This window comes from Actinomadura sp. NBRC 104412, assembly GCF_030269515.1.
Taxonomy (GTDB): Bacteria; Actinomycetota; Actinomycetes; order Streptosporangiales; family Streptosporangiaceae; genus Spirillospora.
Genome location: NZ_BSTM01000003.1, coordinates 257,576 through 269,423, shown reverse-complemented (window position 1 = coordinate 269,423; position 11,848 = coordinate 257,576). Strand labels below are relative to the sequence as shown.

Below are 11,848 nucleotides of genomic sequence, written 5' to 3'. Positions count from 1 at the left end.
TCTTTACCCGTCTTTACCGGCACTCATCACTGGGAGCCCTTGGCGTCGGCGACGGCCTTCTGCAGCGCGGCCGGGTCCTGGAGCTCGTTCTCCAGCTTGCGGCCGTCCAGGAACACCGTCGGCGTGCCGGTGACCCCGCGGGTCTGGAGCGCGTACGTGGTCATCGCGTCGACCTGCGGCTTCTTCTGCTGGTCGGTGACGCACTTCTCGAAGTTCGGGTCGGTCACGCCGACGTCCCTGCCCCAGGCGACCAGGTCCCTGGTGGCGAAGCCCTCCGAGCCCTCCCGCGGCTGGAACGTGAACAGCGCGTCATGGTACGAGAGCCACTGCGGCGCCGGGACGCACAGGGCGGCGGCCGCCGACCGCAGCGAGTTGCTCCTGATCGGGTCGCGCTGCTCGCCGAACAGGTGGAACGGCCGGTAGACCACCTTGGCCTTGCCCTCGGCCGCGAGCTGCTTGACGGTCTTGCCGGTGTTCTCCTCGAACGCCTTGCAGGCCGGGCACTGGAAGTCCTCGAACACCTCGAGCACCGGAGCGTTGACGCCCGGCTTGGCCATCACGATCGAGCCGTCGGACTGCCGGGTCAGCGGCGCCTGCGGGCCGCGGTACGGGGTGGCGGTCTGGTCGCGCTGGCCGCGCTGGTCCAGGACGATCACGGTGACCACCACGATCAGCGCCACCACCGCGACCGCGCCGAGCACGACGGTCAGCAACCGCCGCTGCTTCGCGCGCGCGGCCTGGCGCCTGCGCTCCTCGGCGAGCCGCTCCCGCGCGGTCCGCTCTCGTGCGGCCTTGCTCATAGTGGATCTCTCCTAGGGAAACGCCGCGGGCGTGGGCTCACGCGGCGAGGCGGGGCCGGGCCCGCCGGCCGGCCGGCGGCGGCTAGTCGACCGAGCCGATCCGCCGGAACTCATCGGACAGGACAAGGACGAACAGCAGGACGGTGACGGCGTGCACCCCGGTGCACCACAGGCAGAGCTTGTGCAGGATGGCCAGCTCGGCGGTCACCAGGTACACCACGAACAGCAGCCCGACGCACACGCTCGCCAGCCGCCCCCATCGCAGGACGGGGTGCGCCGAGCGCAGCGCCGCCGGCGTGATCAGCACGGCGAAGCCGGCGAAGAACGCCAGCCCGAGCAGCGGCAGCGGGACCCCCGCCAGTTCACTGTACTTGCTGGTGGTGACCGAGTGGCAGTCCACCGTGGAGGTGGTGGTGCACACCAGCGCGCCCTCCTGGTAGTGCGCCACCGTCAGGTAGACCGAGAGCGCCAGGCCGATGAGCGTGAGCACCCACGCGGCGGGCAGGAACCACCGCGGTCGCGCCGGCGCGGGCGCGTACCCGTTCCCACCGTCCCGCACTTCGGCTTGCCGCACCATCACTGATGAGTCCTTCCGCGAGCGACCGTCACCGGAACGCGCGTCCAAGGGTTCGCCGGGAGGGGTCACACCGCCCCCCGGCGGGAATCACCTTAGAGCACACCCCATAAGTTCCGCGTTCGGAACACGGCGCGCCCGCCCACCACCTGCGGCCGGACGGCGCCGCCGTCAGGATGCAGACGAACGGACGCCCGTGGCGAGTTCCGCGGTGAGCAGCCGCAGATCCTTCAGGCCGGTGGGAAGGTCGGGGGCGTCGAGGATCCGGCGGACGAACGCCGAGCCCACGATCACACCGTCGGCGAACCCCGCGACCTCGGCGGCCTGGGCGCCGTTGCTCACCCCCAGCCCCAGCCCGACGGGCAGGCGGGAACCGTCGCGGGCCAGGATCTCCCGGGTGCGCCGGACCAGGTGCGGCGCCCCGGTGTCGACCGCGCCGCGGGTCCCGGTCACGCCCATCAGGGACGCGGCGTAGACGAACCCGCGGCACACCTTGGTGATCAGCTCGATCCGCTCGTCGGTGGAGCTGAGCGCGACCAGGAAGACGCGGTCGAGGTCGTGCGCCTCGGCCGCCTCCAGCCACGGCCCGGCCTCCTCCGGGGTGAGGTCGGGCGTGATCAGCCCGGCGCCGCCCGCGGACCTCAGGTCGCGGGCGAAGGCGTCCACGCCGTAGCGGTCCACCGGGTTCCAGTACGTCATGACCAGCGTGGGGGCGCCCGTGGCGGCCACCGCCTCGACGGTGCGGAGCACGTCGGCCACCCGGATACCGCCGACCAGGGCCTGGTGGACGGCGTCCTGGATGGTGGGACCGTCCATCATCGGGTCGCTGTAGGGCAGGCCGAGCTCGATCACGTCGCAGCCGGCGTCCACCATGGTCTTCGCCGCCTCGATGGCCCCCTCGTAGGTGGGGAACCCGGCCGGGATGTAGCCGACCAGCGCGGCACGCCCCTCGGCCTTGGCCCGGTCGTACACCGCCTGGACCGCACTCACGGTGTTCTCCGCCCCTCCTGTGGTGCCCTCCGCTCCGCTCACCGGGCCTCTCCTTCCTGGATGAGGCCGAAGTACTCGGCGGCGGTGTGGACGTCCTTGTCGCCGCGCCCCGACAGGCACACCAGGATCAGCCCGTCCGGGCCCAGCTCGCCGCCGAGCTTGATCGCCCCGGCCAGGGCGTGCGCGGACTCGATCGCCGGGATGATGCCCTCGGTGCGGCACAGCAGCGAGAACGCCTCCATCGCCTCGGCGTCGGTGATCGGGCGGTACTCGGCCCGCCCGGTGTCGTGCAGCCAGGAGTGCTCGGGGCCCACGCCCGGATAGTCGAGCCCGGCGGAGATCGAGTGCGACTCCAGGGTCTGGCCGTCCTCGTCCTGCAGCAGGTAGGTGCGCATCCCGTGGATGACGCCGACCCGGCCGGCGGAGATGGTGGCCGCGTGCCGCCCGGTGTCCACCCCGTCCCCCGCGGCCTCGAACCCGCACAGCCGCACGGACGGGTCGCCGATGAACGCGTGGAAGGCGCCGATGGAGTTGGAGCCGCCGCCCACGCAGGCGGCGACGGCGTCCGGCAGCCGCCCGGTCAGCTCCAGCACCTGGGCGCGGGCCTCCTGGCCGATGACCCGGTGCAGCTCCCGGACGATCATGGGGAACGGGTGCGGGCCCATCGTGGACCCGACGCAGTAGTGGGTGTGGTCGACGGTGGCGACCCAGTCGCGGAACGCCTCGTTGCAGGCGTCCTTGAGGGTGCGGCTCCCGGTGCGGACGGGGACGACCTCGGCGCCCAGCATCCGCATCCTGGCGACGTTGAGCGCCTGCCGCCGGGTGTCGACCTCGCCCATGAAGACCGTGCAGTCCAGGCCGAGCAGGGCGGCGGCGGTGGCGGTGGCGACGCCGTGCTGGCCGGCGCCGGTCTCGGCGATCAGCCGGGTCTTGCCCATGCGGCGGGTGAGCAGCGCCTGGCCCAGCACGTTGTTGATCTTGTGCGAGCCGGTGTGGTTCAGGTCCTCGCGCTTGAGCAGGATCCGCGCGCCGCCGGCGTGCTCGGCGAACCGCTTCGCCTCGGTCAGCAGGCTGGGCCGGCCGGCGTAGGTCCTGAGCAGGCCGTCCAGCTCGGCGGTGAAGGCCGGGTCGGTGCGGGCGGCCTCGAACTCGCGGGTCAGCTCGTCCAGCGCCGCCATCAGCGCCTCGGGCGCGAAACGCCCGCCGTAGAGGCCGAAGTGGCCGGTGGAGTCGGGAAGGGTGTCGGTGGTCATCAGGGTTTCCTAGGGTGCGCGGAACGATCGGTCAGCGGGGCGTCGGCCACGCCCGCCATCGTTCGCGCAGTGACACCCTGACCTCCAACGACGCCTCAGCCATGCCCCGTACTGTACTGGCTCGCCGTCATCCGCTCTGGCGCAGGGCGGGATGGGCGCCCGCGGCGACCAGGTCGGCGACGGCGGAGCGCGGGTCGCCGCCGATGACCAGGCTCTCCCCCACCAGCACGGCGTCCGCCCCGGCGGAGGCGTAGGCCAGCAGGTCGTGCGGGCCGCGCACCCCGGACTCGGCGATCTTGACGATGTCCTTGGGGACCAGCGGGGCGAGCCGCGCGAACACGCCGCGGTCGACCCGCAGCGTCTTCAGATCGCGGGCGTTGATCCCGATGACCTGGGCGCCCGCGTCGACGGCCCGCTCGACCTCCTCCTCGGTGTGCGCCTCCACCAGCGGGAGCAGGCCGATCGAGACGGCCCGCTCGACCAGCGAGACCAGCGCGTCCTGCTCCAGCGCCGCCACGATCAGCAGGACCATGTCGGCGCCGTAGGCGCGCGCCTCCCACAGCTGGTAGGAGGTGACGACGAAGTCCTTGCGCAGGACGGCGACGTCCACGTCCGCGCGGACCGCGGCCAGGTCGTCCAGGCTGCCGCCGAACCGGCGCCGCTCGGTCAGCACGCTGATCACCTTGGCGCCGCCGGCCTCGTAGTCGCGCGCCAGCGCCGCGGGGTCGGCGATGGCCGCCAGCGCCCCCTTGGACGGGCTGCTGCGCTTCACCTCGGCCACCACCGTGACGCCCGGCCCGCGCAGGGCGGCCAGGGCGTCGCGCGCCGGCGGGACGGACTCCGCCCTCCGTTTGAGCGTGTCCAGCGGCACCTCTCGCTGCCGTTCGGCGAGATCGGCCCGGACGCCTTCGATGATCTCGTCCAGCACGCTCACGCGCGCCTCCGGCTCGCTCACGGGGCCTCCTCCGTCGGCCCCCGCAAGCTCGCTCACGAGGGCCCCCTACTGGTCCGGCGTTGCGGTCCGGTCGTTCGTGCACCGATCGTAGCCGGAGCTCCGGACGCTCCCGGCACCCGCCCTGAGCCCCCGGGCGACGGTCACGGCGTCACGGCGCCAGCACCTGGGCAAATGGAAGATTTCTTGTAATCCAGTACAAACCCAAAAGCACGAGAAATCCGTAGAGCACCCCGGGCCGGATCAGCGCGGAACGCAAGGGGACCCCGCGCACGGCGCTGACCGTCCACCGCACCCACAGGTAGCCGAACACCGGCAGCAACAGCAGCACCAGAGGGTTCATGTCGAACGCATGCGGCACGTCCCCGTGAAGCAGCGAGTGGGCCATGCGCAACCCACCGCACCCTGGGCAGTACCAGCCCGTCAGAGTCAACGAGGGGCACGTGGGGTAGTGGCCGGGCTCATGCGGGTCCACGAAGGCGACCAGCACCGCCCCTACGGCACCCGCCGCGAACACGGCCACGGGCCCGAGGAGCCGCTGGATCGGGGGGACGGTCACGGCTTCCACACTAGGCGTCCAGGACGTAGCCGACCCCGCGCACGGTGCGGATAGGGCTGCTCTCACCCAGCTTGGACCGTAGCTGCGCGATGTGAACGTCGACGGTACGGCTGCCCGCCCCCGCGCCCGGTCCCCAGGCCGCGTCGAGGAGCTGCTCACGGGTGAAGACGCGCCCGGGGTTCCCCATCAGGAACTCCAGCAGGTCGAACTCGGTGACCGTGAGGGCCACGGACCGTTCGTCCACCATCACCGTGCGGGCCCTCGGGTCCAGCATCACCTCGCCCGCCTGGAGCACCCCGCCATCGGCGCCGGGGCCGCCGCTGCGGAGGGCCTCCCCCACCGCGCCCACCAGGACGCGGGGGCTGAACGGCCGGGTCACCTGGTACTCGCCCAGGGCCCGTCCGGCGGGCTGATCCAGCGGCGCGGTCACCGCGATGACCGGCGCGCCGCCCGCCGCCTCCGTGACCCGCCGGTAGAGGTCGGCGGGCAGGGACGCGACGGACAGGTCAAGGACGACCACATCCGGCCGGAGCCGCCCGGTCGCGGAGGGCGCAAGCGCCGGATCCGTCTCGATCTCGACCGTGTACCCCGCGCGCGCCAGGTAGCGGCGCTGGAGCTCGGCCACGGCCTGGTCGTGCTCGACGACGAGCACCAGCCCGCCGGCGCCGTCGGCGTTCACGGCCCGCGCTCGCCCGGCCGCGCCGTGGGGTCCTCACCCCGGTCGAGGGACTTCCAGAGGCTGGAGGCGTCCTGCTCGCCGGGCGCGCCCACCGCCGTCCGCGACGGTGCGCGCGGGCGTTCGTAGCGAGCGGACATGCCGGGCCACCGGGCCCCGCGCACGGCCGTGATGACCCCGGCGGCGACCAGCAGCACGCCGCCCAGCAGGGAGACGACCCACCAGGCCGAGACGTCGACCAGGAGCGACCCGCCCAGGCGCAGCAGGGCGCTCTTCTCCCCCGCCGCGGACACGACCGATGAACGCTGGACGGCGAGCACGGACGAATACCCGACACCGACTCCTAACAGGGCCAGCAGCACCCCCACGGCCACCCGCAGGCGTCCCTGGGTGGCGAACAGCGCCGCGAGCCCCGCCAGCGCGGCCCACCCGAGGGCGCCCGCGGCGGTGCCGAGGTCGCGCCCGGTGAGGTCCTGCGCGAACGGGGTGATGGCGTCCTGGGCGCGCACCGTCGCCCACGGGCGGCCGGCCGCCAGCAGGGCGAGCCCGGCGCCGGCGGCGCACAGCAGCGCGGCCAGCCCGCGCTCACGCCCGGGTGTCACGGGCCGGGCGGACGTTCGCCGACGACGGCGTCGAGCACGTCGGCGTCCCAGCAGGTGCGGTCGCCGGTGTGGCAGGCGGCCCCGATCTGGTCGACCTTGACCAGCACGGTGTCGCCGTCGCAGTCCAGCGCCACCGACTTGACCCACTGCTGATGCCCGGAGCTCTCGCCCTTCACCCAGTACTCCTGGCGGCTGCGCGACCAGTACGTGGCGCGGCCGGTGGTGAGGGTGCGGTGCAGGGCCTCGTCGTCCATCCACGCGAGCATGAGCACCTCACCGGTGTCGTACTGCTGGGCGATGGCCGGGACGAGACCGTCGGCGTTCCGCTTGAGGCGGTCGGCGATCTTGGGATCGAGATTGGAAGGGCGAGCGGACATGGGACCGATCCTATTGCCTGTCGCCACCACGAGCCGCACCAAGGCAGCCCTCGGCGAAGGCGGCTCGCACAAAGGCGGCCCGTACAAAGGCAGCAGGGCCCGCACGGATGCGGGCCCTGCAGTACGGCTAGGGTGTAACGGGAGTTACAGGGGGACGACCTGGTCGGCCTGCGGGCCCCGGTTACCCTGCGTCACCTCGAACTGGACGCGCTGGTTCTCGTCCAGAGTGCGGTACCCGGAGGTCTGGATCGCCGAGTAGTGCACGAACACGTCCGGTCCGCCGCCGTCGACGGCGATGAAACCGAAGCCCTTCTCGGCGTTGAACCACTTCACGGTGCCCTGCTGGGGCATGTCTTTCTCCTTGCGGCAAAACGTGGGCCCACACCTCGCGAGCCCAGCGCGGTCGCTGCGGAACGCCCTCGCCTCCCGGTACGGTCCCGGAAAAGCCAAAACGCCCGCTGTCATCAGTCCGCGGGCGTCTGACAAACGATCGAGAACCACGACTGCAACCGACGCTGCCACCGTATCACCGGTTCCGCGTAAAACGGAGGAGCCGCAAGCAAGGTGATTCGCCGGCCGGCGAACCTTCCCGTTACCGTCCTGTTAAAGGCGCCAAGCCGGATCCTCCCGGATGCCGGCGGATCGGGCGCGCCGGCCGGCCCCGGCGCCCGCCCGGCATCCGCGCGTCCCGGCGCCCCGCAGGCCCGGCCCGCCGGCCGCGCCGTGGCCCGGGACGCCGCCCGCGCCGGGCCTCACGCGGCCTTTACCGGCGGGCCGGATGGCCGATCCGCCGGGCCCGCGGCGCGTGACCTGCGCGATCGGCCGGGCGGCGCGCCGAGGGCCGGGGGAACCGGCACGCCGCGCCCGGCCGGCCGGACCAAGGTCATCTCAACCACGACTTTTCCGCGGGCAAACCGGGCAATTTTTATCCGCCGCCACAGGAGTTCCTCCCGTTGCGGCTCAGCGGCCTGGGCCGCAGTCCCGGACGGCGTGGCGAACGCCCTCATGGCGGACAAAGAACTCGACCGAGTCGGCGATTTCGTCCACGCCCGGAACCGAGTACGGCGGCCACTTCGGAGGACCGATCCGTATCCGGTCGCGGCCACACCGGGACGGCGTTCCCCTGCGACGAGGCGGGCGGCGGGCCCCGTTCATCCGGCGATGAGCGGGCCGCACCGGTGAGGGCGCCGGGAATAACCGGTCCCCGCCGATGGTAGGCATGTGCACGCCTGCATGCCCCTTTTGCTCCCCGTTACGTTCCCCGCAGGGTGGGATGCGGCGCCTTGACACACAGATGAGGAGAGACTGCCCGTGCCTGCTGCTGGGTCGACGCGAGTGAACTCCCGCATCCTCCGGGAGGGGATGCGGGTCCTGTGGATCGCCGTGCGGGCCGAGCCGAGGGTGTTCACGGTCTCCGTCCTGGCCAGCGCCCTGTACGCGGTGATGACCGTCGGCACGGCCCAGGTGCTCGGCTGGACCACCGAAGAGGTGGTGCTGCCCGCCTTCCGGTCCGGCGACACCACCGCCGGGGCGCTCACCGCCGCGGCCGTGGCGATCATGGGGGTGGCGCTGCTCAAGGCGCTGGGCGTGGCGGGCCGCCGGTTCTACGCGGGGCTCATGCAGTACCGCATGCAGGCGAGCTACCGGCGCTCGGTCACCCGCCAGTACCTGAGGCTGCCGCTGGCCTGGCACCACCGCCATCCCACCGGGCAACTGCTGTCGAACGCCAACGCCGACGTGGAGGCGGTATGGGCGCCGATCGCGCCGCTGCCGATGGCCGTGGGCGTGGTGTTCATGCTGTTCATCGCCGCGGTGTCGATCCTGGTCACCGATGTGACGCTGGCCGTGGTGGGCTTCCTGGTGTTCCCGGCCATCGCGCTGCTCAACGTCCTGTACCAGCGGCGCCTGGCGCCCGTCGCGACCCGCGCGCAGCAGTTGCGGGCGGAGGTGAGCGAGGTGGCGCACGAGAGCTTCGAGGGCGGCCTGGTGGTCAAGACGCTGGGCCGGGAGGCGTCGGAGACGGAACGGTTCGCGGACGCGGCGAACGCGCTCCGGGACGCCAACGTCGCGGTGGGACGGGTGCGCGGCCTGTTCGACCCCGTTCTGGAGGCGCTGCCCAACCTGGGCGTGCTGGCGGTGCTGCTGGTCGGCTCGATTCGGCTGGAGTCGGGCGGGATCTCCGAGGGCGACCTGGTGAACGTGGCGTACCTGTTCACCCTGCTGGCCTGGCCCATCCGGGCGCTGGGCTGGGTGCTGGCCGAGGTGCCGCGCAGCGTCGTGGGCTGGCGGCGCGTCCAGAACGTCCTCCAGGCCGGGGGTTCCCTCCCGTACGGGGACGCCGTTCTGGACGGGGACAAGGCGGCCTCCCTCGAAGCGCGCGCGATCCGCTTCGCCTATGAGGGCGCCGGGGAAGGCGGCGCACCGGTGTTGCATGACGTCGCCTTCGCGGCCGCACCCGGACGGACGCTCGCGATCGTCGGCCCGACCGGGTCCGGCAAGTCCACCCTGACCTCGCTCCTGGTGCGGCTGGTCGATCCGGCCGACGGCTCGGTGCTGCTGGACGGCGTGGACCTGCGGGACGTCCGGCGCGGCGGGGTGGCGGAGACGGCGGCGCTCGTCCCCCAGCAGACCTTCCTCTTCGACGACGACGTGCGCGGCAACGTCACGCTCGGCCTGGACGTCCCGGACGAGCGCGTGTGGGAGGCCCTTCGCCTGGCCCAGGCGGACGGTTTCGTGGCCGCGCTGCCCGACGGCTTGGACACCAGGGTCGGGGAGCGGGGCGCGACCTTATCCGGCGGCCAGCGGCAGCGGATCGCCTTGGCGCGTGCTCTGGTGCGCCGGCCGCGGCTGCTCGTCCTGGACGACGCCACCTCCAGCGTTGACCCCCAAGTGGAGGCGCGGATCCTCCAGGGCATCCGGGAGGCGCAGGACGCCGGGCAGGGCGGGACGACGGTCGTCGTGGTCGCGTACCGCAAGGCCACCATCGGCCTGGCGGACGAGGTCGTCTACATGGAGCACGGCCGGGTCGTGGATCGCGGGACGCACGCCGAGCTGCTGGAGCGCTCGGAGGGCTACCGCAACCTGGTCAACGCCTACGAGCGCGCCGAGGCGGAACAGGAGGCCCTTGCGACGGGCGCAGAACCAGAGGAGGGCCCAGAGGAAGAAGCGGAGGCGGGCGACGAACCGGGCGGCTTCGGCTTGGAAGAGGAGGCGCTGCGATGACCACGCTCAGCGAGACGTCGGCCGGTGAGGGCGCCGTCAGCACGCTGCGCCGCGGCCTCCGGCTGAGCCCCCAGTTCACGGCCGGGCTGGTGGGGACGCTGCTGCTGGCCCTGGTGGCGACCGCCGGGCGGGTCGTGGTGCCGATCGCCGTCCAGCAGACGATCGACCGTGGCCTGGCCGCGCCGGGCGGCCCCGACGTGGGCTTCATCCGGGGTGCCGTGCTGTTGTGCGCGGTGGCCGTGGTGCTGACCGCGCTGAGCGCGTACGCGATGAACGTCCGGCTCTACAAGACCACCGAGGCCGGTCTGGCGACGCTGCGGATCAAGGCGTTCCGGCACGTCCACGACCTGTCGATGCTGACGCAGAGCGGGGAGCGGCGCGGCGCGCTGGTGTCGCGGGTGACCGGTGACGTGGACCAGATCAGCCAGTTCATGCAGTGGGGCGGGCTGATGATCATCGTCTCGCTGGGGCAGCTCGTGGTCGCGACCGTCCTGATGGCGATCTACTCCTGGCCGCTGACGCTGCTGGTGTGGGCGGCGTTCCTGCCGCTGGCGTTCGCGCTGCGCCGGTTCCAGCGGCTGATCTCCGCGGCGTACATGCGGGTGCGGGAGCGGATGGGGGACCTGCTGGCGGCCGTGAGCGAGTCGGTGGTGGGCGCCGCGGTGATCCGCGCCTACGGGTCCGAGGAGCGCACCGCGAGGCGCGTGGACGAGACCGTGGACCAGCACAGGAAGGCCCAGACCAGGGCGCAGGGGCTGGTGGCGCTGACCTTCCCCTCCAGCGAGCTGGTCGCCGCCCTGGCCACGGCCGGTGTCGTGGTGGCCGGGACGCTGCTGGGCGTGGGCGGGCAGCTCTCGGCCGGACGGCTGATCGCCTTCCTGTTCCTGGTCACCCTGTTCGTCAGCCCCATGCAGACCGCGACCGAGGTGCTGAACGAGGCGCAGAACGCCATCGCCGGCTGGCGGCGCGTGCTGGGCGTCCTGGACACCGAGCCGGACGTGGCCGACCCGGGCGAGGACGGCGAGGTGCTGCCGCGCGGCCCCATCGAGGTGCGGTTCGAGGACGTGGGGTTCGCCTACCCGGGCGGCCCGCCCGTGCTGCACGAGGTGAACGTGGCGATCGCGCCGCGCAGCCGGGTCGCGGTCGTGGGCGAGACCGGGTCGGGCAAGACCACCTTCGCCAAGCTGCTGACCCGCCTCATGGACCCGGTGTCCGGGCGGGTCCTGGTGGACGGGGTGCCGCTGGAGCGCGTCCGGTTCTCGTCCCTGCGGGAGCGCATCGTGATGGTGCCGCAGGACGGGTTCCTGTTCGACGCGTCCCTGGCCGACAACATCCGCTACGGCAGGCCCGGGGCGACCGACGCCGACCTGGTGCTGGCCCTGACCGAACTCGGCCTGGCGGACTGGCTGGAGGGCCTGCCGCGCGGCCTGGACACGCCCGTCGGCCAGCGCGGCGAGTCCCTGTCGGCCGGTGAGCGGCAGTTGGTCGCGCTGGCCCGCGCCTACGTCGCCGACCCCGACCTGCTGGTGCTGGACGAGGCGACCTCGGCCGTCGACCCGGCCACCGAGGTGCGGATCCAGCGGGCGCTGGACGGGGCGACGCGCGGCCGCACGGCGATCGCCATCGCTCACCGGATGTCCACGGCGGAGGCCGCCGACGAGGTGATCGTCTTCGACGGCGGGCGGATCGTGCAGCGCGGCCCGCACTCGGTCCTGGTGGGCGAGCCCGGCGTGTACGCCGAGCTGCACGCGTCCTGGATCGCCCAGCGGGCCGTGTAGGACCGGCCCCGGCGCGATCCGCGGGACGCATGATCGGCGAGCCGCCGGGGAAGGAGACCGGCCGT

Annotated in this window: 12 protein-coding genes; 2 read left to right on the top strand and 10 right to left on the bottom strand. The window is 72.9% G+C overall.

Annotation, left to right across the window (positions count from 1 at the left end):
* Window positions 1-26 precede the first annotated feature (26 nt).
* The 10 genes from QSK21_RS05695 to QSK21_RS05650 all read right to left on the bottom strand — a co-directional run bounded on the left by QSK21_RS05695 (window position 27) and on the right by QSK21_RS05650 (window position 7,134).
* Window positions 27-800: a DsbA family protein gene (locus QSK21_RS05695; protein WP_285694162.1), complete on the bottom strand. Its 774-nt coding sequence runs from the start codon at window positions 798-800 to the stop codon at window positions 27-29.
* An 82-nt stretch (window positions 801-882) separates the two neighbouring features.
* Window positions 883-1,377, bottom strand: a complete 495-nt coding sequence (locus QSK21_RS05690; protein WP_285694296.1) for a vitamin K epoxide reductase family protein — start codon at window positions 1,375-1,377, stop codon at window positions 883-885.
* Window positions 1,378-1,545: 168 nt separating this feature from the next.
* Complete coding sequence (trpA, locus tag QSK21_RS05685) at window positions 1,546-2,406, bottom strand: tryptophan synthase subunit alpha (protein WP_502871512.1); 861 nt, start codon at window positions 2,404-2,406, stop codon at window positions 1,546-1,548.
* A complete protein-coding gene (trpB, locus tag QSK21_RS05680) occupies window positions 2,403-3,617 on the bottom strand; it encodes a tryptophan synthase subunit beta (RefSeq protein WP_285694161.1) in 1,215 nt (404 codons plus the stop codon). The genes trpA and trpB overlap by 4 nt, the downstream gene beginning before the upstream one ends.
* Before the next feature lie 127 nt (window positions 3,618-3,744).
* Complete coding sequence (gene trpC, locus QSK21_RS05675; protein WP_285694294.1) at window positions 3,745-4,551, bottom strand: indole-3-glycerol phosphate synthase TrpC; 807 nt, start codon at window positions 4,549-4,551, stop codon at window positions 3,745-3,747.
* Window positions 4,552-4,720: 169 nt separating this feature from the next.
* Window positions 4,721-5,128 carry a DUF2752 domain-containing protein gene (locus QSK21_RS05670; RefSeq protein WP_285694160.1) on the bottom strand — a complete coding sequence of 136 codons (408 nt, stop codon included), beginning with the start codon at window positions 5,126-5,128 and terminating at the stop codon, window positions 4,721-4,723.
* Window positions 5,129-5,138: 10 nt separating this feature from the next.
* On the bottom strand, window positions 5,139-5,807 hold the full coding sequence (locus QSK21_RS05665; protein WP_285694159.1) for a response regulator transcription factor: 669 nt from the start codon (window positions 5,805-5,807) through the stop codon (window positions 5,139-5,141).
* Window positions 5,804-6,406 carry a Trp biosynthesis-associated membrane protein gene (locus QSK21_RS05660; RefSeq protein ID WP_285694158.1) on the bottom strand — a complete coding sequence of 201 codons (603 nt, stop codon included), beginning with the start codon at window positions 6,404-6,406 and terminating at the stop codon, window positions 5,804-5,806. The genes QSK21_RS05665 and QSK21_RS05660 overlap by 4 nt, the downstream gene beginning before the upstream one ends.
* The gene (gene hisI / locus QSK21_RS05655) at window positions 6,403-6,783 is read right to left on the bottom strand and encodes a phosphoribosyl-AMP cyclohydrolase (RefSeq protein ID WP_285694157.1); all 381 of its coding nucleotides are present in this window, start codon (window positions 6,781-6,783) and stop codon (window positions 6,403-6,405) included. Before hisI ends, QSK21_RS05660 begins: the two co-directional genes overlap by 4 nt.
* A gap of 144 nt (window positions 6,784-6,927) precedes the next feature.
* Entirely contained in the window at window positions 6,928-7,134 is a 207-nt protein-coding gene (locus QSK21_RS05650) for a cold-shock protein (protein WP_026405868.1), read from the bottom strand.
* A 1,011-nt stretch (window positions 7,135-8,145) separates the two neighbouring features.
* On the opposite strand from QSK21_RS05650, the gene QSK21_RS05645 reads away from it, so the two are divergent.
* Together QSK21_RS05645 and QSK21_RS05640 are read left to right on the top strand one after the other, a co-directional pair.
* Window positions 8,146-10,005 (top strand): ABC transporter ATP-binding protein, encoded by a 1,860-nt coding sequence (locus QSK21_RS05645; protein WP_285694293.1) that lies wholly within the window; start codon window positions 8,146-8,148, stop codon window positions 10,003-10,005.
* Complete coding sequence (locus QSK21_RS05640; protein WP_285694156.1) at window positions 10,002-11,783, top strand: ABC transporter ATP-binding protein; 1,782 nt, start codon at window positions 10,002-10,004, stop codon at window positions 11,781-11,783. The genes QSK21_RS05645 and QSK21_RS05640 overlap by 4 nt, the downstream gene beginning before the upstream one ends.
* The last annotated feature ends 65 nt before the right edge of the window (window positions 11,784-11,848 follow it).

Bases quoted from the DNA above. Each gene is read 5' to 3' on its own strand.
- QSK21_RS05695 (WP_285694162.1), bottom strand. From the start codon at position 800: ATGAGCAAGGCCGCACGAGAGCGGACCGCGCGGGAGCGGCTCGCCGAG.
- QSK21_RS05640 (WP_285694156.1), top strand. From the start codon at position 10,002: ATGACCACGCTCAGCGAGACGTCGGCCGGTGAGGGCGCCGTCAGCACG.
- QSK21_RS05650 (WP_026405868.1), bottom strand. From the start codon at position 7,134: ATGCCCCAGCAGGGCACCGTGAAGTGGTTCAACGCCGAGAAGGGCTTC.
- QSK21_RS05645 (WP_285694293.1), top strand. From the start codon at position 8,146: ATGCGGGTCCTGTGGATCGCCGTGCGGGCCGAGCCGAGGGTGTTCACG.
- QSK21_RS05690 (WP_285694296.1), bottom strand. From the start codon at position 1,377: ATGGTGCGGCAAGCCGAAGTGCGGGACGGTGGGAACGGGTACGCGCCC.
- hisI (WP_285694157.1), bottom strand. From the start codon at position 6,783: ATGTCCGCTCGCCCTTCCAATCTCGATCCCAAGATCGCCGACCGCCTC.
- trpB (WP_285694161.1), bottom strand. From the start codon at position 3,617: ATGACCACCGACACCCTTCCCGACTCCACCGGCCACTTCGGCCTCTAC.